We start from the raw sequence: 20,753 nt of genomic DNA, 5'->3' as shown, positions 1-20,753 counted from the left end.
AAGTATTCGGAACCAGACATATACCTGAAACGGAAAATAAAGTATGAGCGACGAAACCCCCGAGAATCCCGCCTCCGAGGCCGGAACTCCGGACACCGTTCTTGAAGGTGACGTGCTGATCGACCGCGTGGAGCAGGTGGACCTGCAGACGGAAATGCAGCGTTCCTACCTGGACTACGCCATGGCCGTCATTGTGGGCCGCGCCCTCCCAGACGTCCGGGACGGCCTCAAGCCCGTGCACCGCCGCGTGCTCTACGCGATGTTCGACGGCGGCTACCGCCCCGACCGTTCCTTCAACAAGTGTGCCCGCGTGGTGGGCGAGGTCATGGGCCAGTACCACCCCCATGGCGACACCGCGATCTACGACGCCCTGGTGCGCCTGATCCAGGACTGGACCATGCGTTACCCGCTGGCGCTGGGGCAGGGCAACTTTGGTTCTCCGGGCAACGACGGTGCCGCCGCTCCCCGGTACACCGAAACCAAGATGGCTCCGCTGGCCATGGAAATGGTCCGGGACATCGACGAGGAAACGGTCGATTTCCAGGACAACTACGACGGCAAGAACCAGGAACCCACCATCCTGCCGGCCAGGTTCCCCAACCTGCTGGTGAACGGTTCCTCCGGCATCGCCGTCGGCATGGCCACCAACATCCCGCCGCACAACCTCCGGGAAGTGGCCGACGGCGTGCAGTGGTACCTGGCCAACCCTGAGGCCAGCCGTGAGGAACTCCTCGAGGAGCTGCTGGTACGGGTCAAGGGCCCCGATTTTCCCACCGGGGCCACCATTTTGGGGCACAAAGGCATCGAGGATGCCTACCGGACCGGCCGCGGTTCCGTCACCATGCGCGCCGTGGTTGCGGTGGAGGAGCTGCAGGGACGCACCTGCCTGGTGGTCACTGAGCTTCCCTACCAGGCCAACCCGGACAACCTGGCCATCAAGATCGCCGAACTGGTCAAGGACGGCAAGATCCAGGGCATCGCCGACCTTCGGGACGAGACCTCCGGCCGTACCGGCCAACGGCTGGTCATCGTGCTGAAGCGTGACGCCGTGCCCAAGGTGGTGCTGAACAACCTCTATAAGCACACCGAGCTGCAGAGCAACTTCTCGGCCAACATGCTGGCCATCGTGGACGGCGTGCCGCGCACCCTGAGCCTTGACGCGTTCATCCGCCACTGGGTGACGCACCAGATGGACGTTATCGCGCGCCGTACCAGGTACCGGCTGCGCAAGGCGGAGGAGGAAGCCCACATCCTCCGGGCCCTCCTGAAGGCACTGGACATGCTGGACGAGGTCATCGCCCTGATCCGCGCCTCCAGCACCACCGAGGCCGCACGTGACGGGCTGATGGAACTGCTGGACATCGACGAGATCCAGGCGCGCGCCATCCTCGACATGCAGTTGCGCCGCCTGGCCGCCCTGGAACGCCAGCGGATCCAGGAAAAGCACGCTGAACTCGAAGCCCTGATCACCGAGTACAAGGAAATCCTTGGCTCCGAGGAGCGCCAGCGCGGGATCATCAGTACCGAGCTGGGCGAAATCGTGGACAAGCACGGCGACGACCGCCGCACCAAGATCCTCATGGGCTATGACGGCGACATGTCCATGGAAGACCTGATCCCCGAAGAAGAGATGGTGGTCACCATCACCCGCGGCGGCTACGTGAAGCGCACCCGCAGCGACAACTACCGCTCACAGCAGCGCGGCGGCAAGGGCATCAAGGGTGCCCAACTGCGCGGCGACGACGTTGTGGAACACTTCTTCGTCACCACCACCCATCACTGGCTGTTGTTCTTCACCAACCTGGGCCGCGTCTACCGCGCCAAGGCGTACGAGCTGATGGAAGCGGGCAGGGACGCCAAGGGCCAGCACGTTGCCAACCTGATGGCATTCCAGCCCGACGAACATATCGCCCAGGTCCTGGACCTGAAGGACTACCAGCAGTCGCCGTACCTGGTCCTGGCCACCAAGCGGGGCCTGGTGAAGAAAACCAGGCTGGAGGACTACGACACCAACCGGTCCGCCGGCGTCATCGCGATCAACCTGCGTGACGGCGATGAGTTGGTCTCCGCCCAGCTCGTTTCGGAAACTGACGACCTCTTCCTGGTGTCCCGCAAGGGCCAGTCGATCCGCTTCACGGCAACCGACGATGCCCTGCGTCCCATGGGACGTGCCACGTCCGGGGTTACCGGCATGAAGTTCCGCGAGGACGACGAACTGCTGGCCGCGGACGTCGTCACCGACGGTTCGTTCGTGTTCATCGTGACGGAGGGCGGCTACGCCAAGCGCACGGCGGTGGAGGAATACCGCCTGCAGGGGCGCGGCGGCCTGGGTATCAAGGTAGGCAAGTACCAGGAGGAACGCGGCCACCTGGTAGGTGCACTCATCGTCCAGGAGGAGGATGAAGTCCTGGTGGTCATGGAAGGCGGCAAGGTTGTCCGCTCCTCGGTTGCCGGCGTTCCTGCCAAGGGCCGCGACACCATGGGCGTCATCTTCGCCAAGCCAGACAAGAATGACCGGATCATCGAGGTGGCGCGCAACAGCGAACGCGGCCTCGAGGAGGAGGAATCCGGCGGTGATGACGTAACGTTGGCAGAAGATGGCGGTACCGCTGGGGAATCCGCCGCGCCCCCAATGGCAGAAGAATCACCGGCCGTAGAGTCAGAGGACGCCTCGGGCGACGCTGAGCCGAACGAAGACAACACGGAGGTAACGAGTGAGTAATTCCGACTCATTTCCCAAGCCGAACAGTACTGTTCCCGACGGGAACCGGCCTTCAGCGGCACCCCGCGTGAACGCCCCCGTCCGTCCGCAGCAGCGTCCTGCTGCCCCTGCCGGCGCGCCAGGCCAGCGGCCCGCCGTCCCCGGCCAGCGCCCGCAGCAGGGCGACCGCCCCGTGCAGCCCGGCCAGCGCCCCTTCCAGGGCCAGCAGGGGCAGCGCCCGGCGCCGGCGGGACAGCGCCCTGCACAGGGATCATCAGGCCAGGGCACGCCTGGCCTGGTCAAGCCCGCTCCCAAGGCGAAAGTCCGCCGTGCGCGCCTGCTGGTCAGCAAAGTGGACCCCTGGTCCGTCCTGAAAATGGCGTTCCTGCTGTCCGTGGCACTGGGCATCGTCACCGTCGTGGCCGCCATCGTCCTTTGGACTGTCCTGGACCTGACCGGAATCTTCGATCAGGTGGACAGCCTCCTCGGCACGCTCGCGGGCTCTGAAAGCGGCGGTTTTGAATTGAAGAAGGTTGCCTCGCTGGGACAGGTGGCCTCGTTCGCCACCATCATTGCCGTGGTCAACGTTGTCCTGCTGACCGCGCTGTCCATGCTTTCCGCCGTCCTGTACAACATTTCCGCCACCCTGGTGGGCGGTATCGGCGTGACCCTCACCGACGATTAGGAAGCCATTTCCGCCGGCTCCAGCCCGGCGGAAAGGCCCGATTTGAGATCGGGCCGGGGTGTACTGTAAAGTCATGTCTCGGCCCGATGAGGGATCGGGGCGTATAGCTCAGGCGGTTAGAGCGCTTCGCTGATAACGAAGAGGTCCCAGGTTCAAGTCCTGGTACGCCCACGGAACCTGTGCAGGTTTCAAACGGAGGTCTGGTCCGGTTCATCCGGTACTTGGCCGGAACGGGGAGCATGTGAAGAAGTTGCTTGTACTGGCAGCGGCAATCGCAGGCGTCCTGGTCTACCGGAAAGCACAGGAGTCCGAAGCCCGGAAAACAGTTTGGAGCAAGTCGACCGATACGGTTGATTAGCCCGGACGCCCGCGCCGGGAGCGGTCAGACGCTCCCCGGTTCTAGGGTATGATGGACGGGTTGCTTTTTATGGGGGCATGGCGCAATTGGTAGCGCACCTGCTTTGCAAGCAGGGGGTTCGGGGTTCGAGTCCCCGTGCCTCCACCATAGGAAAGTCCCGGTCAGCGTAAAGCGCAGGCCGGGACTTTTGCTTTCCATCATCGCCGGGAAACCAGTATCAGGGGGCTGCAGTGAACTTCCTCTTCGCGGCCTTGGGCGTCCTGGGTGTTGCGTCGTCAGGCCCCTTGATCGCGGCCACCCTCGGTGCCACCAGCGTCAGCGCCCTGGCCATCGCCTTCTGGCGCAATGCCATCGGTGCAGCCGTCATGGCCACGCCCACCCTGGTCCGGCAGCCACGTCAGTTCGGCAGCATCACCGGCCGTGAGTTTCGCTGGTCAGCGTTGGCCGCCGTCGCCCTGGCCCTGCACTTTGCCTGCTTCATCACCTCCCTGCAGCTGACCTCCGTGGCAGCGGCCACCGCCCTGGTATGCCTGCAGTCGGCATGGATCGCGGTCTTTCAGCTGGTGCGCGGCACCCGCCACCGCTGGCAGGTCCTGGTGGGTCTTGGCATCGCCTTCAGCGGTGTCGTGGCCATCACGGGCTTCGACCTGGGATCCTCCCAGCAGGCCCTCATGGGAGACCTGCTGGCGATGGCCGGCGGCGCCCTGGCAGGTCTCTACACCCTGGCCGGGGGCAAGGCACGGCAGAGCATGACCACTGGAACCTACACCACGCTTTGCTACGGCATGTGCGCGGCGCTGGTGGCCGTGCTGGCCCTGATCGGAGGCCAGCCCCTGGCCGGCTTCGAACCTGCCGGATGGCTCGGCATCGCTGCCATCACCGTCTGCGCGCAATTGGTGGGGCACACGGCCTTCAATCACCTGCTGGCCACCATGAGCCCGCTGATCGTCTCCATGATCATCCTTCTGGAAATCCCCGGAGCAGCCCTGCTGGCAGCAGTGTTCCTGCACGAGACCCTGCCTGCGGGCACATACGCGGGGCTTGGCCTGATCCTGGTGGGACTCGCCGTCGTGGTCCTGGGGCAAAGGAGCGGCAGGACCGGCAGGCGTGGTGTGGCACCCCAGGAGGAACCGCCGTCGGAACGCCTCGCCGAGCTGGGGACTGACTAAGTCCGCTACTGTCCGCCGCGGCGCATCGGCTGCGCGGTGTTGACCGTGTGGATGGCCCTGAGGAGCTTGGCCGGGAAATACACCGAGAAGAAGACCACCATGGGTGCCTTCAGCGCCATCTTCTTGACGTTGTGGGCCTTGTAGGTCCGGTCAAACCTGGTGACGTAGTAGCGGTAGTCGCGGGGTGAGTCCTCCAGCCGGCGGGCGGACATCCCGGATACCATCTGCGGCCAGTAGCGCACCGGAAGCTCATGGTCGGCCAGATGCAGGGACAAATCGATGTCCTCGTGCATCTCGTCCTTCTCGTCCCGGCAGGTTTCCGCCCGGATGGTCTCCCAGGCACTGGCACGAAGGGCCATGTTGGAGCCGAAGAGGAAATGATATTGGTGCTTGGCCAGCTTCAGCATGAGCTGGCGCATCTTGTCGTCCGCCTTCAGCCCGAAGCGGCGCATCGGCATGTCGTAGTACACCACCGGGCCGGTGGCGGCCTGGACAGACGGATCGGCGAATGCCTTCTGGACCTGCTCCACCCAGTCAGGTTCCACGATGGAATCCGCGTCAATGCGTCCCAGGATGTCCCCCGTGGCGCAATCGAGCCCGAAGTTCCGGGTGGGGATAAGCCCCTGCTCCCGGTCCTGGCTCAAAAGGATGATGGGGCTCTCCGGATATTCGAGCTGCATCTGGCGGACAATGTCGGCCGTCCGGTCTTTTGAAAGGTTGTCCACCACGATGATCTCGTGGGCCGGAACGGACTGGTAGATGGCGGCGATGAGGCATTGCCTGATCACGCTCTCCTCGTTGTACGCCGGGATAACGATGGACACGCGGAGCTGTACGGCTGCGTCGTTCACGGCATCCCCAGAGGATCGATTGGCTGACATCACCTCAAATCTAGCATCAGGGCCTTTCCTGCCGGGGACCGGTAAGCAGATACGAAAACCGGTCGACGGGCACAAAAAAGGAGCTCCGCGGTGAAACGGAGCTCCTCTTGGTGTGCAGCTTTTCGGCTGCGGGAAACTAGGCCTGGCTGCTGCCCTTGTCTTCATCGGCAACCGTCTTGGCGCCGCCTTCGGTGTCGTCGGCTACGTGCCGGGCCTTGTCTGCGGCGTCGGCAGACTTTTCCTTGACGGTCTCGGCAGCGTCCCCGGCCTTGTCCGCCACGGCTTCCGCGGCGGAACCGGTTGCAGCGGCAGCCTTGTCAGCGGCATCTGCAGTGGTTTCCTTGACGTCGCTGACGGTGGTGGCAGCAGTGGGCGTGACCGGTGAAGGAGTCTTCCACGGGTCTTCCACCGGCTTGGATGCCTTCCAGGCTGCAACGCCGGCGGCCACTGCTGCGGCCACCACGCCGAAGATCAGCCAGCCGCGCTTCTTTGGCTTTTCCGGCTGGGCCAACTGGACATCCACTGCGCGGCCGGCGCCGGCTGCAGCGGCCTTGAGCTGGGTTCCGGTTGCCTGGGCCTGCTCCTGGATGGCGTGGATGAGTCCCACGTCGCCCAGCTTCTGCGCCACGGCGTCCACGCGTGCCGGCGTGTTTTCCAGCGTGCGGTGCACCGCACCGGATGCCACACCAATCTGGTCCGAGAGCTTGGGCAGGTATTCCACCACGACGCGGTCACGCGCGTTCAGGACCACCGGGGTGGCCTTGTCCAGGGCTTCGTGCAGCCTTGGCGACGCGCCCTCGACAACATCGTTGATCTTGGGGGCCAGCTGGGCCAGTCCGTCCTGGATCCGGGGAGTCACAGTGGCCACACCGTCTGCCAGGTTATGGGCGGCCGACTTCAGGCCTTCCTGGATCTTGGGAGATGCGGTATCCAGGCCCTGCTGGAGGCGGGGAACAGCCCAGTCCACGGCAGCTTCCACCCGGGGAGCCGCCCAATCCTTGGCGTTTACCACCGCACTGGTGACCGACTGCTCAAGGTCACGGGCAATACGATCCGATTTCTTCACAACTACCTCCCGATTAATGTGACGGTTCTGTCGCTAGCCTACGTGCCCAGATCTTCACGGGCTATTCACTTCGCGGATTTTGGGGCGATTTCACCCAGCGCGGAACTGCCTTCGCAGCCGCGGCTGCCCCGAACCGGCATGGGAGAATGGGCCCTATGACTGCCATCGCAACTGCAAAAGCAACCATCCACACCAGCCTCGGCGACATCGTGGTTAACCTCTTCGGCAACCACGCGCCCAAGACGGTCAAGAACTTCGTGGGCCTTGCCACCGGCGAGCAGGCCTGGACCCACCCCGAAACCGGCGAGGACAAGACCGGCACCCCGCTGTACAACGGAACCATCTTCCACCGCATCATCAAGGACTTCATGATCCAGGCAGGCGATCCACTGGGCCGTGGAACCGGCGGCCCCGGCTACCGCTTTGACGATGAAATCCACCCGGAACTGAACTTCAACCAGCCCTACAAGCTCGCCATGGCCAACGCCGGCATCCAGATGGGCAAGGGCACCAACGGTTCACAGTTCTTCATCACCACCATTCCCACTGACTGGCTCCAGGGCAAGCACACCATCTTTGGTGAGGTGGCTGACGACGAATCCAAGAAGGTCGTCGACGCCATCGAGGGCGTGCGCACCGGCATGGGCGACCGCCCGGTGGAAGACGTGACCATCAACAGCATCGACATCGAACAGCTGTAACGCTCCACCATGAGTTACGGAATTCCGTCGGCTGAGCCGTCCGCCCAGGTTCCGGTCTGCCCCCGGCACCCGGACCGGCCGTCCTACGTGCGCTGCCAGCGCTGCGGGCGCCCGGCATGCCCCGATTGCCAGCGGGCGGCCGCCGTCGGATTCCAATGCGTTGACTGCGTCAACGAAACACAACGGACGACGCCGGAGGTAAGGACCGTCTACGGCGGCGCCGTCGCCGCCGGCAAGCCATTGGTGACGTTCGGCATCATCGCTGCATGCGTCGTTGTCTACGCACTGCAGATGCTCATCCCGGGCGACTGGGTGTACAAGCAGTTCGCGTACAACAACATCTTCGCCGCCCCGCAGTACGGCGCCTTCGAGCCCTGGCGGATGATCACGTCAGCTTTCCTCCACTCGCCGGACTCGCTGCTGCACATCCTCTTGAACATGTACACGCTGTGGATCTTCGGGCAGGCCCTGGAACCGATCCTGGGCCGGGTGCGCTTCCTGGCGCTGTACCTCATCTCCGCTTTCGGCGGCTCCGTGGGCTACCTGCTGCTGAACCCCCTGCTGGTCCCCGGACAGGGGCTGGTGGGGCTGGTGGGCGCATCCGGTGCCATCTTCGGCCTTTTCGGTGCCATGCTCCTGGTCCAGCGGCAGCGCGGCGGAGATACCCGCCAACTGTGGGTCCTGATCGCCATCAACGGCGTCATCGGTTTCCTCATCCCCCACATCGCCTGGCAAGCCCACCTGGGCGGCCTCGTCACCGGGGGTCTCTGTGCAGCCGTCCTTGCCTACTCTCCGCGGGGACGCCGCCGGGGCCTCATCCAAGCCCTGGGCCTCGCCGGCGTATTCGCGCTGCTGATTGCCGTGACTTGGCTGCGGGTGTCTCTCTAGTCCCCGGACCACAAAAGATCTTTCACCCCCGCACCTGCCGGTGCGGGGGTGCTTTCTTTTCCACAGCCCTTATCCACAGTGTTAATAACTTACAAGCGTGTAGTTCCGGAGCCTTCCCCGTCATTGACGGCCTGTACCGGGAAGCCCGCTTCGGAGTAGGGCCAATTCTCCACACCTGTGGATAACGTATGGGGATATCGCTGTGCGTAAGTGGATAAGCATGGGCTTTCCACCGCTTCTGTGGAAAAAGCGGCTTGTCTCCGCCTACATAGCACTCACTGTTGATCCGCGCGCGACGTTATCGACAGCGATATACACAGTGTTAATAAGTCACAGTGCTGTAGTTCGCAGGCCGGACCGACCCGCGGGAGTAGGGTCTAAAGCCCCTGGGCATAGGGATTTCCACTGCGTTTCCCACAGCTGTGGATAACTTGTGGGTATTGCGGTGTTGGTAAGTGGATAAGAGACGACGGCCGCAGGTTGCATCCTGCCTATGATGGTTGCCTGTCAGCCGTCAGCCGTGCAGCGAAAAGGACATCCGTGAGCGTCACCGAGCATCTTTACCTGGATAAACAGCATCCAGCCCTTTGGAAGGCCATCAGCGGACTGGGTCTCAAGGTGCAGGAAGCGGCAGAAGAGGCCGGAATAGGCCGGGCCCTGCTGGAGCTGCTCAACGTCCGTATTTCCCAGATCAATGGCTGCGCCTACTGCCTGGACCTGCACGTGCGGAGGGCTATGGAGGCGGGCGAGACTTCCCAGCGTCTGGCCGTACTGCCCGCATGGCGTGAGACCACTTTGTTCACGGACAAGGAGCGGGCGGCACTGGGGCTCGTGGAGAGCATAACGAAGCTCCCGGACGAACGTGCCAGGGAGCAGGCGGAGGCAGTGGCGCGTCAATGCCTTACGGCTGACGAATTTTCTGCCGTGGGTTGGGTGGCAGTGACCATGAATGCCCTTAACCGGGTCTCCATCACCAGCCATCATCCTGTCAGGCGGGACCGACCGTAGGAGCCGGCGCTACTGCGGAAAATACCCATCCCTGTCCCCATGAACGTTTATCCACAGGTATTCCACACTGTTAATAACAGCATGGTGGGGTGCCGAAAGAGGCCAGGATCCCCGCCGCCCTTAGGGGTACTGCTTTCCTGGTCGTGCAGAGCGCGTTTTTCCACACTGTGGATAACATTCCCAACAGTTGGGGATAACCTGAGGGGTCCTTACTGAGGCCAGATGCCCGAGGATCCTCGGCGGTGGCTGCCCAGGAGATGGGTGTCCACAATTCCCACGGCTTCCATCAGCGCATACATGGTGGTGGGTCCCACGAAGGAGAAGCCACGTTTACGGAGCGCCTTGGACAAGGCAAGGGACTCTGCCGACTGGGTGGGGATATCGGTGATTGCCTGTGGCCTGGGCGTGCTGGCGGGTCGGAAGCTCCACACAAAGTCCACCAGTCCGCCGTCGTTCCTGAGCTCCAGGGTGGCCTGGGCATTTTTGACCGCGGCGAGGATCTTCAGGCGGTTCCGGATGATTCCTGGGTCCTGCATCAGCCGCTCCACGTCCGCGGCGGTGAACAGGGCCACTTGCTCGGGATCGAACCGGGCGAAGGCGGCACGGAAAGCCGGGCGCTTCCGCAGGATGGTTGCCCAGGAAAGCCCCGCTTGGAAACCCTCCAGGCAGATCCGTTCGTAGAGGCCCTGCTCGTCCGTGACGGGCAGCCCCCATTCCTGGTCGTAATAATTCCGCATAAGCGGATCTGTCGCAGCCCAGGCGGGCCGGGCGAGGCCATCCTCGCCGACGATCACCCCGGCGGAACCGGCAGCCAGTGCAGTCCTCCCTGATCCAGGCAGCGTGCCGCTAGGAACGCCAGCGGGTGGTCATCAGGAACCCCACGATGGCGATGCCGAAACCGGCCACGATGTTCCAGGACTGCCAGGCCTGGACCGGAAACCGGCCCTCGCTGATGTAAAAAGTGATGATCCACAGGAGGCCGACAATCATCAGGCCGAACATGACCGGCTTGAACCAGACGGGATTGGGCTTGTAAGCCTGGGGGGAAGCCGGCTGGGCGGTGCTGGCGGTCTTCTTGCGAGGCTTTGACTCGGGCACTGGCTCTCCTTGACGGGCTGCGCAAGCTCGGCGGTCCGGGCTTGGTATCCTGCAAGAAGGAAATTGCCAGCGGTCTGCGCGATCTTGGTCAAATCTGGATTCTTACTAGCAGCCAATTCTAGCCGCAGTTGATGGGCAGCCCGTGCGGGCCTGGCCGGGGCACTGCCAGGGTAAACGCCCGGAGGGGAACGCGTGGTATTGCAGGAGAAGGCGGGGCCCGCCACTGCGTCCGCCCCCCGTCGTGCCCTGTTGCGCGGCACCGTCCAGGTGCTTGGCGAGCTGCTGATCACCGCCGGCGTCATCCTCCTTCTCTTTGTGGCGTGGCAGCTGTGGTGGACCAACGTGGAGTCCGACGCCAAGCAGAGCCAGGTCATCAAGGAGTTCGCCAAGGACCTGGGAACAGCCGCCCCCGCAACCACCGCTCCTTCCGCCCAGCCTGCAGCGCCAGCCGCACCGCAGGATTTCGGCAAGCCAGTGGTGGGAACCGCTCCGGGCCATTCGGGCACCATCGGCATCATGTACATCCCGCGGTTCGGTCCCACCTACACACGCCCCATCGTCCAGGGAACCAGCCAGGACGTCCTGGACACCTTGGGCCTTGGCCACTACAGCAATACGGCGATGCCCGGGGCAGTGGGCAACTTTGCCGTAGCCGGGCACCGCCAGACCCATGGCGCCGTGCTGGACAACATCCACACGCTGGTGCCGGGCGACAAGATCTACGTCCAGACCAAGGACGGCTATTACGTCTATGTCTTCCGGAACAACCAGATCGTGATGCCCTCCCGCACGGACGTGCTGGAACCGGTACCAACCCAGCCCGGCGCCACACCCACCGAAAGCTACCTCACCATGACCAGCTGCAATCCCCGCTTCGGCGCGGAAGAACGCATCATCGCCTACGCCCTGCTGGACAGTTGGCGCCCGGCGTCAGCCGGGCCGCCGGCAGAGATCGCGGCACAGGTTGCGGCAGCCACGGGGAGGAGCTGACCATGTACGCCTGGATTTTCCGCCACCTCCCGGGACCGCTCTGGGTCAGGATCATCATTTCGCTGGCCCTGGTCTTCATTGCGCTGGTCCTGATGGTCCAGTTCCTTTTCCCCTGGATGTCCCACTTCACCCAATTCACCGACTCAACGATTGGTTCCACAGACCAGCCATGACCACAACCAAGATCCTTGTAGTGGATAACTACGACAGCTTCGTCTACACCCTGGTGGGCTACCTCCAGGAACTCGGCGCCGAGACCACAGTGGTCCGCAACGACGATGTCACGCTGGCAGAGGCGATCGAACTTGCCGGCACCCGTGACGGCGTCCTCATCTCGCCCGGTCCCGGTAACCCCGCCGAGGCTGGAGTCTGCATTGAGCTGATCAAGTGGTGCGGTGAAAACAGCGTCCCCATGTTTGGCGTGTGCCTGGGACACCAGGCGCTGGCAGAGGCCTTCGGCGGCAAAGTCACCCATGCCCCTGAGCTCATGCATGGCAAGACGTCCCTGGTGGAGCACATCGGCACCAGCGTCTTCGCCGGGCTCCCCTCCCCCGTCACAGCCACGCGCTACCACTCACTGGCAGCGGTCCGGGAATCCATTCCCGATGTCCTTGAAGTCACGGCGCAAACCGCATCAGGTGTGGTCATGGGGCTCCAGCACCGGACGGCACCGCTGTGTGGTGTGCAGTTCCACCCGGAATCGGTGCTCACCGAGGGCGGGTACCAGATGCTCGGCAACTGGCTGGAGTCCCTGGGCATGAAGGGTGCGGCTGCCAGGGCCGCAAAGCTCAGCCCGCTGATCCAGCACTAGCCGGAACTGTTCCCACCCGGGAAACGTCAGCCCTTTTTGGTGGGCTTGGGGGTCGGTGTCGCCGAGGGCGCGGGCGTGGGGGTCTCCGTTGGCGCCGGCGGCGGTGGCGGAGCCTTGGCCACCACGATGGTGATGGTCTTCCCCTGTTCCACGGCGGTGTTGGCCGGATCACTTTGGTCCGTCACCTTGCCCGGCTCCACCTGCGAGTTCTCCATCTCGATCACCGAGGGCACCAGGCCCAGCTGCTTCAGCGCGGCTTCAGCCTCGTCGCGGGTAAGGGCGCGCAGTTCCGGGACCACCACCTTGCCGGTGGAAACGATGAGCTCCACGCTGGTGCCGACGCCGACGTTTTGTCCAGGCGCCGGGTTGGAGGTGATCACAATTCCGGCCGGTACGGTGGCGCTGTTGGCGGTTGTGGTCGACGGAGCGCCCACCAGTCCCACCTGGCGCAGGATGTCCCGCGCAGCGGCCTCCGTTTTCCCGGGCAGGCTGTCCGGGATCTTCACCGAGCTGGGCCCGTCGGAGACATTGAGGATGATTTCTGCGCCCGGGTCGAGTGAACCGCCGGCCGCAGGATCGGTCCCGATGGCGGTCCCCTTGGGCACCGTGTCGTTTGCCGCCCGCGCGATCCTGGGCCGAAGCCCGGCGTTGTACAGCTCCTGCAGGGCAGCAGTTTCCGTCAGCGACGCCACAGATGGGATTTGCACCTTGGCCGGAGCAGGGGCCGGGCGATTGACGGTTTGGTAAAGCCAGAGGCCGCCGCCGGCGAGGACCAGCAGGGTGAAAATCACCAGGGTGGCAATCCACGCACGACGGCGGGACTTCTGCCGATTGCTCTGCTCACGTTCCGGAGGGAGGCCGAGCGGCAGGGCAGCGGCCGCACTGTAGCCGCCGCCGTCGTACGTGTTTGCCTCGTGCTCGTCAGCAAGTTCCAGCGGAACTGCCGGGCCGCCGTCGTCATGGAACAGGTTGGTAGCGGCCAGCCGCCCCGTGGGCGCGTCATCAAGGAAAGCAGCGCCTCCGGCAGCGAATGCCTCCGTGGGCGGCGCTGCTTCGGGAACGTGGTCGTTGGGGTCGGTAGGTGCCTCCGACGCCGGCACGGCCGGGACCGGTACCCCGGCCTTCGCAGCCCTCAGGGCGCGGCGGAAAGCGGCGGCGTCCTGGAACCTGTCGGCCCGGTTCTTCTGCAGGGCCTTGGCCAGGACCGTGTCCAGCGCGGGCGACACCCGGGGATTGAGGCTGCTGGCAGGCTCCGCGATTTCGCGGACGTGCTGGTAGGCAACGGATACCGGGCTGTCCCCGACGAACGGCGGGCGGGAGGTAAGCATTTCGTAGAGCAGGCAGGCAGCCGAATAAAGGTCGCTGCGCGCATCCACGGTCTCACCCCGGGCCTGCTCCGGCGACAGGTACTGGGCTGTTCCCACCACCGCCTGGGTCTGGGTCATGGTGGCCGAGGAATCAGCGATGGCACGGGCAATGCCAAAGTCCATCACCTTCACAGAGTTGGTGCCCGGGCAGTACATCACGTTGGCAGGCTTGATGTCCCGGTGCACGATCCCGGCCTTGTGGCTGTACTCGAGGGCCCCCAGGACGCCCAGGGTGTAGTCGATGGCCTGGTCGATGGTGACGTCGTTGGCCCGGATCAAATCACGCAGCGTCTTGCCGTCAACGTATTCCATTACGATGTAGGGCACCCGCACGTCCTCCGCCGAGCCGTCATGCACCATGTGCTCGCCGGTATCGAAGATGGCAACGATGGACGGGTGGTTCAGGGCGGCTACGGCCTGGGCCTCACGCTTGAAGCGCGCTTGGAACTGCGGGTCCCTGGCCATGTCCGGCCTGAGCAGCTTGACGGCAACAGTCCTGCCCAGCCGCGTGTCCGTTCCCTTGTAGACGTCCGCCATGCCGCCGCGGCCAATGAGGTTCCCCAGCTCGTAGCGGCCGCTCAGGACACGCCGGTTGTCCACCGGCAGGCTGTCCTCCCGGTGCAACGGTGTGCGAGGTGACTCATTCACTGGCGTTCCTGACGTTTAGGGCGTGCAGGTAGGGGGCGTGCCCGGCGTTTGGCCCGCTGCGCAGCTTGCAAGCGGCGAGAGGGGCGTGGGGCCGGCCTGGGAGGACGTTGTGGGCGTAGGGGTTGGTGCCGGCGTGGTGGGCGCGGGCGCCGGCGCCGTTGCGTAAATGACGGTGATGGGTGAGCCCTTGGGCATCACACCCGTGGGGTTCAGTTCCAAAACTGTGCCGGGGGCGGCCGAGCTGCTTTCCTGCGGCAGGACTGTCACCTGCAACCCCAGTCCGGCAAGGGCTGCCTGCACCTGCCGGTAGGGCTTACCCAGGTAAGCCTCAGGAATTACGTTGACCGTCGCCTGGGTGGGTTCAGGGGTGGGTGTCGGCGTCGGCGTGCTGCGCGTCTGCGTGGGCGTCGCCGACTGCGTGGTCCGCGTGGGCGTTGCGGACGACGGCGGTGCGCTGCTGCTGGCGGTCGCGCTGGAGCTGGGGTTGCTGGACGGCGAGAAGAGTCCCATCTGGTTCAGGAGGAAACCCACCAGCGCAAACAGGAGCAGCAGGATCAAGGCGACCAAAGGCCAGGTCCAGGGGCTTCGTCCCTTGCGCCGGGGCTCATCGGCGGGCTCGTCGTCGTACGTTTCCCCGTCGTACGTTTCGTCGTCCTGCTGGTCCCAGTTGCGCTGGGCAGCCAGCGCATTGGCGCGGGCAAGCGGCCCTTGGGGCGCGTCGCCCCCAGCTGCGGAGGCGCCGTGCGCGCCTGCCGCCATGGCAGCTGCGGCACCTGCCGCACCCGCGCCCAGTACCGGGAGGGCGGAGGTGGCGGTGGGGGAATCCCGCTGGCTGCCAATGACGCCGGTGGGGGCGGTGGCGGTGTCGACCGGCGCGGTGATGGGGCCGGTGTCTGCGTCGAAGAGAAGCATGCCGGGCACGGCGGCGCGTGCTGCGCTGATATCGCCGTTGCGGATTGCCTCCGCTGCCTCGGCCAGCTTGATGGCATTGGCAGGCCGGTCCTTGGGATCCTTGGCCAGCATGGACATCAGGAGCGCCCGGACCGGAGCAGGCAGGCTGTCCGAAAGCGGCGGCGGAGCGTCGTTCACCTGGGCCAGAGCAATGGCGATCTGCGATTCGCCGGAGAAGGGACGGTGGCCGCTGAGGCACTCGTACCCGATGACTCCGAGGGAGTAGATGTCCGAGGAGCCGGTGGCGGTCTGCCCGGTTGCCTGTTCAGGGGCCAGGTACTGCGCTGTTCCCATGACCTGCCCGGTTTGGGTGAGCGGCACCTGGTCGGCCAGGCGGGCGATGCCGAAGTCGGTGACCTTGACCCGTCCGTCGGGCGTGATCAGGAGGTTTCCGGGCTTAACGTCCCGGTGGACCAGGCCCTGGGCGTGTGCCACGGCCAAAGCGCGGGCGGTCTGCGCAATGATCGAGAGCGTACGGTCCGGTGACAGCACCTGCTCGTGTTCGATGATGCTGCTCAACGGCTGGCCCGGGACCAGTTCCATGACCAGGTAAGCGGAGCCTTCTTCTTCGCCGTAATCGAAGACGTTGGCGATTCCCACGTGGTTAAGGAGCGCGGTGTGGCGGGCCTCGGCACGGAACCGCTGCAGGAATCCGGGGTCTCCCGTGTATTCCTCCTTGAGCACCTTGATGGCGACGATACGGCCCAGGACCAGGTCCTTGGCTTTCCAGACTTCGCCCATGCCGCCAATCGCGATCCGCGTGGTCAGCTGGAATCTGCCGCCGAGGGTGATTCCCGTTGTAGGCCTCACTTATTCAACACCGCCTCAAAAATCTTCTTCGCGTTAGGACTGGTCAGCTTTGCTCCCGCGTAGATGTCTACGCCTTCCATGACGATCGTGACGCTGACCTTCGGGTTGTCAGCAGGGGCAAACCCGGTGAACCACGAGTTGTTGGTTCCATTTCCGAGTTCGGCGGTGCCGGTCTTGCCTGCCACCTGCACGCCGGGGACGGCGGCACCCTTGGCAATACCGTCAGTAACCACACTGGTCATCCACTCGGTGATCTGCTTGGAGATCTCCGGGGTGGTGGACGTCCTGAGCTGGGCCGGCTGGGGCTCAGCTATGACGCGCAGGTCCGGGGACCGCAGGGTCTTGACCAGGCTGGGAGCCATCTGGACGCCGCCGTTTGCGATCGCGTTTGTCATCATGTTGACCTGCAGCGGCGTAACGCGGACATCCTTCTGGCCGATGGCGGACTGGGCCAGTCCTGGCTTGTCCAGGTTGTCAGGGAACCCGTTACCGGTTGCATGGCCCAGCTTCAGCAGGTCACCCACGTCCTCGCCGAACCCGAACTTCTTGGCCTGGGCGGCGATGGCGTCGCGGCCCAGGTCCAGGGCGATGCTGGCGAACGGCGTGTTGCAGGACTGCTGCAGTGCGAAGGCGAAGCTGGCGGTGTCCCTGGTGTAGCAGTTGCCGCCGGCGTAGTTTGGCAGCTTGTACTGGATGCCGTCGAAGGGCATTTCCGCGGGGTTGGGCAGGACGCTGTCCTTGTTGTACTTTCCTGAGGCCAGGGCCGCGGCCGTATCCACGAGCTTGAAGACCGAGCCCGGGGCGAGCAGCTCACCGGTGGGTCCGCTGACGTTCTGGTTCAGGTTGACGCCCGGGACCTTCACGAGCTCATTGATGTTGGCGCTTTCAGCCTTTGGATCCTGGGTGGCCACAAGGTTCGGGTTGTAGGACGGCTTGGAAGCCATCGCCAGGATGGCGCCGGTCTTGGGGTTGGTGACCACAATCGAGCCGCGTTGGCCGTCCGGGATCAGGTTGTAGGCCAGCTGCTGGATCTGGGGATCGATGGTGAGTTCCACCGAGGCACCCTTGGGCTGGTTGCCCAGGAAGAGCTGGCCCACCCGGTCCAGGAAAAGCTGGTCCGAGTTGCCCGCCAGCTCGGCGCCCATGGACTGCTCCAGTCCCGTGGCTCCATAGTTCTGCGAGAAGTATCCCGTCAGGCCGGCATACAGCTCCGGCTGCGGGTAGGTGCGCTGGAACTTGCACGTCTCCGAGTTGCTCTCAACCGATTCCGCCACCGGGGTGCCGCCCACAATGATGGAACCGCGGTCATTGCAGTACGTCTGCAGGATGGCGCGCTTGTTCCAGGGATTGTCCTTCAGCGCGTCCGCACCAATCACCTGGACATAGCTGATGGCGCCGAAGATCAGGGCGAACATGGCGATGGCCGCTACCCATGAGTGCCGTATTGCCTGGTTCATGCGTGCTTCACCGCCTCGGTTGGAGTATCAATGCCTACGGATTCCGCCCCCGCTGACGGCGGGAGCGGAGTGGTGTCCACCGGCCCGCGCGCGGTATGCGAGATCATCAGGAGCAGTCCCACAATGATCCAGTTGGCCAGCAGCGATGAACCGCCGGCGGCCAGGAACGGTGTGGTGAGACCGGTGAGCGGGATGAGCCTGGTGACGCCGCCGATTACTACGAAGCACTGGAGCGCCACGGCGAAGGACAGGCCGCACGCCAGCAGTTTGCCAAAGGCATCGCGCGTGCCCAGGGCGGCGCGGAACCCGCGGGTGAACAGGAGCAGGTACATCAGGACTACGGCGAAGAGGCCAATCAGGCCAAGTTCCTCGCCCAGGGAAGCAATAATCATGTCGCTGTTGGCGAAGGGAACCAGATCCGGACGGCCCTGCCCCAGGCCTGTTCCAACCAGCCCGCCGTTGGCCATGCCGAACAGCCCCTCAACGATCTGGAAGCTGCCGCCGTACTGGCGGCCGTAGACCTCGTCGGTGAAGGCATTCAGCCACCCATCGATGCGCAGGCCCACGTGCGAGAAGACCTGCGAAGCGATAAAGCCGCCGCCCAGAAGGAGGGCCAGGCCGATGACAACCCAGCTGATGCGGCTGGTGGCCACATAGATCATGACGATGAACAGGCCGAAGAACAGCACGGAGGACCCGAGGTCGCTTTGGAAGACCAGCACTCCGATGCTGACCAGCCAGGCGGCCACCATGGGGCCGAGGTCCTTGAAGCGCGGAAACTGCAGCGGACCGATCTTCCGGCCAGCCAGCAGGATCAGGTCCCGGTTCGAGGACAAATACCCTGCAAAGAATATGGCGAGGGTAATCTTGGCGATTTCACCGGGCTGGAAGGTCATGGGCCCCAAGCGGATCCAAACGCGGGCACCGAGGATCTCGCCCGCGCTGATCCCGGGGATCAGGGGAAGAACCAGGAGGACGGCACTGGCTGCCAGTGAGATGAACGTGAACCTGCGGAGGACACGGTGGTCTTTGAGGAACCAGATGACGGCGATGGCCACCGCCATGGCAATCAGCGTCCAGCGGAGCTGGTTGTTTCCGGTGTCGCCCCCCGGCGGATCCAGCCGGTGGATCATGGCCAGTCCCAGTCCGTTGAGGGCAACCACCAGCGGAAGTATTACCGGATCGGCATATTTCGCGCGGAAGCGGAGGACACCGTGGAACACCAGGGCCGCAACGGCCAGCAGGCTGGACTGGAACCAGAAGTCCGAGTCGAAAGCCTTCTCCTGGTCTACGCCCACCAGCATGTTGGCACCGATGCCTACGGCGAGGGCGAGCAGCAGCAGCGCGAGTTCAACGTTGCGGCGAGGCTTGGGCATGCTGCTTACCTGGCTCATTTGGCCGCCTCGCAGGTGATGGTGGGAGTGGGTGTTGGGGAAGCTGCCGACGGTGCCGGGGCAGCGGTGGACGCGCCCGGTGCGGGCGGCGGAGCCGCGGCGCTGGCGGGCGGTGCAGTGGAAGTCGGAGCGGGGCTTCCGGATGGTGCGGGGGAAGTGGCAGAGCCGGAAGGCTTGGGGCATTCCTCCTCCGGCGAGGTGGTTCCCGTGAGCTCCAGGTTCTTGACGATCCGCTGCGCGTCGTAGAGGTCGTTGGCCGGAACCGTTTGGCGGACCCGCTGCTGCGAGAACGGCGGGAGGGAGTCCATCCGGATATCGGTCACGGCTTCAAGGGAGGACAACTGGATGGGTCCCAGCCTTTGGGAAACGCCGTTGTAGATGGCCACCCGGGAATCGAACTCGCCCACGTAGTAGCGGGTCTGGGTCCAGGCGTAGCCGAGCCAGAGCCCCACGGCCACCACAAGCAGCACCGCGGCTGCAACTGACCAGGCCAGCCATCGGCGCGGACGCAGCGGGACCAGGGTGTCCTCGGGGTCGGCGGGTTCTGCCTTGTGGGTAAGGAGTGTGGCAGCCCGGCGGGCCACGGTTCGTCCGGCAATGGTGGGGATGGACCCGGACTCCGCCGCAGCCGCTGCCGCGCCCACCAGTTCGTGCGGACGCGAGGCAAGTTCTTCGCGCAGTACTTCGGCAGAGAGGTGTTCACCGAGGTGCGGGTCGGTGCTGCCGGGCTCCGGGGAGCCGGCATCCCCACTTTCGGCGTCCCCGTCTTCGGCGCCGCCGTCCTTGGCACCGCCTTCGGCCGGTTCCTTCCCGGGCTCAACATCCTGTTTAGCGTCTTCGCGGTCCGGGCGGGATTTGGCACCAGGTTCGGTGCCGTCGGCAGGACCGGCCGGTGCATTCTTTTCGGCAGGCGCGGCGGGCGCGGCGGCTGCCGCGGCAGCGGGCTTGCTGCCCTGCACCGGCGGGACGATGTCGACGGCGGCGGTGCTGACGTCGTCGGGCGTTTCCTCCACGATGTCCACCATGACCACGGTGACGTTGTCCGGGGAGCCGGCCTCGAGGGTCAGCTCAACCAGGGTTTCGGCGCACTCGTGCAGGTTGTGGGTTTCCCGGACCGTCCGCTCCACGGCATGCCCGGCCACGTAGTTCAGCCCGTCGGAGCACAGCAGCCAGCGGTCCCCGGGCTTGGCGTCGAGGGTGTCCAGATCCAATTCCGGACTAGCGTCGACATCGCCCAGGACGCGCATGAGGACGTTCTTGTGCGGGTGTGTTTCCGCTTCCTCCGGGCGGAGCCGGCCTTCGTCGATGAGCCGCTGGACAAACGTATGGTCCACACTGATCTGCTTGAATTCACCGTCGCGCAACCGGTATGCCCGGGAATCGCCGATGTGCGCGAAATGCAGTTTGTTATCGGCCAGCAGGAGCGCGGTGACCGTGGTGCCCATGCCCGCGAGCTTGGGGTTCATGTGCACCAGTTCGGAGAGCAGCGAATTGGCGGTCTGGATCTCATCGGCCAGGACGGTGCCGGCATCGTCCCCCTGGTCCGGGCTGTCCAGGTGGATCATGTCCAGGACCGTCGCCGCCGAGGCGACGTCACCGCCGGCGTGCCCGCCCATGCCGTCGGCGACGACCGCGAGGTGGCGGCCGGCATAGGCGGAATCGTCGTTCTTGGCGCGGATCCGGCCAACGTCGGACCGCGCCGCGAAGCGCATGATGAGGGGCCGCTGAGCCGGACTGGATCCGGTTGCGGGGTTTTCAGGAACGGCCACG

Annotated in this window: 19 protein-coding genes and 2 tRNA genes; 12 read left to right on the top strand and 9 right to left on the bottom strand. The window is 64.8% G+C overall.

The window, feature by feature from the left end; all coding sequences use genetic code 11:
• Window positions 1-43: 43 nt before the first annotated feature.
• From gyrA to FBY30_RS06135, 6 genes are all read left to right on the top strand, one after another.
• Window positions 44-2,722 carry a DNA gyrase subunit A gene (gene gyrA, locus FBY30_RS06155; RefSeq protein ID WP_142131976.1) on the top strand — a complete coding sequence of 893 codons (2,679 nt, stop codon included), beginning with the start codon at window positions 44-46 and terminating at the stop codon, window positions 2,720-2,722.
• The gene (locus FBY30_RS06150; RefSeq protein ID WP_142131974.1) at window positions 2,715-3,386 is read left to right on the top strand and encodes a DUF3566 domain-containing protein; all 672 of its coding nucleotides are present in this window, start codon (window positions 2,715-2,717) and stop codon (window positions 3,384-3,386) included. Before gyrA ends, FBY30_RS06150 begins: the two co-directional genes overlap by 8 nt.
• A 97-nt stretch (window positions 3,387-3,483) precedes the next feature.
• Window positions 3,484-3,557, top strand: a tRNA-Ile gene (locus tag FBY30_RS06145).
• A gap of 70 nt (window positions 3,558-3,627) precedes the next feature.
• A complete protein-coding gene (locus FBY30_RS20940) occupies window positions 3,628-3,744 on the top strand; it encodes a DLW-39 family protein (protein ID WP_229748488.1) in 117 nt (38 codons plus the stop codon).
• Window positions 3,745-3,815: 71 nt separating this feature from the next.
• Window positions 3,816-3,891: transfer RNA gene (locus FBY30_RS06140), tRNA-Ala, on the top strand.
• 83 nt (window positions 3,892-3,974) lie between these two features.
• On the top strand, window positions 3,975-4,913 hold the full coding sequence (locus tag FBY30_RS06135; protein ID WP_142131972.1) for a DMT family transporter: 939 nt from the start codon (window positions 3,975-3,977) through the stop codon (window positions 4,911-4,913).
• Between the two features lie 5 nt (window positions 4,914-4,918).
• Here the strand turns inward: FBY30_RS06135 and FBY30_RS06130 are convergent, their stop codons facing one another.
• Both FBY30_RS06130 and FBY30_RS06125 read right to left on the bottom strand, forming a co-directional pair.
• Window positions 4,919-5,794 carry a glycosyltransferase gene (locus tag FBY30_RS06130; RefSeq protein WP_142131970.1) on the bottom strand — a complete coding sequence of 292 codons (876 nt, stop codon included), beginning with the start codon at window positions 5,792-5,794 and terminating at the stop codon, window positions 4,919-4,921.
• Between the two features lie 136 nt (window positions 5,795-5,930).
• Complete coding sequence (locus FBY30_RS06125; RefSeq protein WP_142131968.1) at window positions 5,931-6,860, bottom strand: hypothetical protein; 930 nt, start codon at window positions 6,858-6,860, stop codon at window positions 5,931-5,933.
• A 155-nt stretch (window positions 6,861-7,015) separates the two neighbouring features.
• Here FBY30_RS06125 and FBY30_RS06120 point away from each other — a divergent pair, with 155 nt between their 5' ends.
• The 3 genes from FBY30_RS06120 (at window position 7,016) to FBY30_RS06110 (ending at window position 9,457) form a co-directional block, all read left to right on the top strand.
• Complete coding sequence (locus tag FBY30_RS06120; RefSeq protein WP_142131967.1) at window positions 7,016-7,561, top strand: peptidylprolyl isomerase; 546 nt, start codon at window positions 7,016-7,018, stop codon at window positions 7,559-7,561.
• 9 nt (window positions 7,562-7,570) lie between these two features.
• On the top strand, window positions 7,571-8,449 hold the full coding sequence (locus FBY30_RS06115) for a rhomboid family intramembrane serine protease (RefSeq protein ID WP_142131964.1): 879 nt from the start codon (window positions 7,571-7,573) through the stop codon (window positions 8,447-8,449).
• A gap of 540 nt (window positions 8,450-8,989) precedes the next feature.
• Complete coding sequence (locus FBY30_RS06110; protein ID WP_142131961.1) at window positions 8,990-9,457, top strand: carboxymuconolactone decarboxylase family protein; 468 nt, start codon at window positions 8,990-8,992, stop codon at window positions 9,455-9,457.
• A gap of 209 nt (window positions 9,458-9,666) precedes the next feature.
• On the opposite strand, the gene FBY30_RS06105 is transcribed toward FBY30_RS06110, so the two are convergent.
• Window positions 9,667-10,272, bottom strand: coding sequence for a DNA-3-methyladenine glycosylase I (locus tag FBY30_RS06105; RefSeq protein WP_142131959.1), 606 nt, complete (start codon window positions 10,270-10,272; stop codon window positions 9,667-9,669).
• A gap of 31 nt (window positions 10,273-10,303) precedes the next feature.
• Window positions 10,304-10,555, bottom strand: coding sequence for a cell division protein CrgA (locus FBY30_RS06100; RefSeq protein ID WP_142131957.1), 252 nt, complete (start codon window positions 10,553-10,555; stop codon window positions 10,304-10,306).
• 192 nt (window positions 10,556-10,747) lie between these two features.
• Here FBY30_RS06100 and FBY30_RS06095 point away from each other — a divergent pair, with 192 nt between their 5' ends.
• From FBY30_RS06095 to FBY30_RS06090, 3 genes are read left to right on the top strand one after another with little or no spacing between them, the layout of a single operon-like run.
• Window positions 10,748-11,545: a class E sortase gene (locus FBY30_RS06095; protein ID WP_142131955.1), complete on the top strand. Its 798-nt coding sequence runs from the start codon at window positions 10,748-10,750 to the stop codon at window positions 11,543-11,545.
• A 2-nt stretch (window positions 11,546-11,547) separates the two neighbouring features.
• Window positions 11,548-11,718 (top strand): hypothetical protein, encoded by a 171-nt coding sequence (locus FBY30_RS20800; RefSeq protein ID WP_200830643.1) that lies wholly within the window; start codon window positions 11,548-11,550, stop codon window positions 11,716-11,718.
• Window positions 11,715-12,356 (top strand): aminodeoxychorismate/anthranilate synthase component II, encoded by a 642-nt coding sequence (locus FBY30_RS06090; RefSeq protein ID WP_142131953.1) that lies wholly within the window; start codon window positions 11,715-11,717, stop codon window positions 12,354-12,356. The genes FBY30_RS20800 and FBY30_RS06090 overlap by 4 nt, the downstream gene beginning before the upstream one ends.
• A gap of 26 nt (window positions 12,357-12,382) precedes the next feature.
• On the opposite strand, the gene pknB is transcribed toward FBY30_RS06090, so the two are convergent.
• The 5 genes from pknB to FBY30_RS06065 are packed head-to-tail and all read right to left on the bottom strand — an operon-like array spanning window position 12,383 to window position 20,752.
• Window positions 12,383-14,371 (bottom strand): Stk1 family PASTA domain-containing Ser/Thr kinase, encoded by a 1,989-nt coding sequence (gene pknB / locus FBY30_RS06085; RefSeq protein ID WP_200830642.1) that lies wholly within the window; start codon window positions 14,369-14,371, stop codon window positions 12,383-12,385.
• A gap of 15 nt (window positions 14,372-14,386) precedes the next feature.
• On the bottom strand, window positions 14,387-16,132 hold the full coding sequence (locus FBY30_RS06080; protein WP_142131951.1) for a protein kinase domain-containing protein: 1,746 nt from the start codon (window positions 16,130-16,132) through the stop codon (window positions 14,387-14,389).
• On the bottom strand, window positions 16,129-17,589 hold the full coding sequence (locus FBY30_RS06075; protein ID WP_142131949.1) for a peptidoglycan D,D-transpeptidase FtsI family protein: 1,461 nt from the start codon (window positions 17,587-17,589) through the stop codon (window positions 16,129-16,131). Before FBY30_RS06075 ends, FBY30_RS06080 begins: the two co-directional genes overlap by 4 nt.
• The gene (locus FBY30_RS06070) at window positions 17,586-18,983 is read right to left on the bottom strand and encodes an FtsW/RodA/SpoVE family cell cycle protein (protein WP_142131947.1); all 1,398 of its coding nucleotides are present in this window, start codon (window positions 18,981-18,983) and stop codon (window positions 17,586-17,588) included. Before FBY30_RS06070 ends, FBY30_RS06075 begins: the two co-directional genes overlap by 4 nt.
• Window positions 18,980-20,752: a PP2C family protein-serine/threonine phosphatase gene (locus tag FBY30_RS06065; RefSeq protein WP_142131945.1), complete on the bottom strand. Its 1,773-nt coding sequence runs from the start codon at window positions 20,750-20,752 to the stop codon at window positions 18,980-18,982. The genes FBY30_RS06070 and FBY30_RS06065 overlap by 4 nt, the downstream gene beginning before the upstream one ends.
• Between the last annotated feature and the right edge of the window lies 1 nt (window position 20,753).

This window comes from Arthrobacter sp. SLBN-83, from assembly GCF_006715285.1.
Classification (GTDB): domain Bacteria; phylum Actinomycetota; class Actinomycetes; order Actinomycetales; family Micrococcaceae; genus Arthrobacter.
The sequence above is the reverse complement of the archived record's forward strand: the minus strand, read 5'-3'. Positions and strand labels throughout refer to the sequence as shown.

Bases quoted from the DNA above. Each gene is read 5' to 3' on its own strand.
- FBY30_RS06075 (WP_142131949.1), bottom strand. From the start codon at position 17,589: ATGAACCAGGCAATACGGCACTCATGGGTAGCGGCCATCGCCATGTTC.
- FBY30_RS06130 (WP_142131970.1), bottom strand. From the start codon at position 5,794: ATGTCAGCCAATCGATCCTCTGGGGATGCCGTGAACGACGCAGCCGTA.
- FBY30_RS06070 (WP_142131947.1), bottom strand. From the start codon at position 18,983: ATGAGCCAGGTAAGCAGCATGCCCAAGCCTCGCCGCAACGTTGAACTC.
- FBY30_RS06115 (WP_142131964.1), top strand. From the start codon at position 7,571: ATGAGTTACGGAATTCCGTCGGCTGAGCCGTCCGCCCAGGTTCCGGTC.
- FBY30_RS06120 (WP_142131967.1), top strand. From the start codon at position 7,016: ATGACTGCCATCGCAACTGCAAAAGCAACCATCCACACCAGCCTCGGC.
- FBY30_RS06090 (WP_142131953.1), top strand. From the start codon at position 11,715: ATGACCACAACCAAGATCCTTGTAGTGGATAACTACGACAGCTTCGTC.
- FBY30_RS20800 (WP_200830643.1), top strand. From the start codon at position 11,548: ATGTACGCCTGGATTTTCCGCCACCTCCCGGGACCGCTCTGGGTCAGG.
- gyrA (WP_142131976.1), top strand. From the start codon at position 44: ATGAGCGACGAAACCCCCGAGAATCCCGCCTCCGAGGCCGGAACTCCG.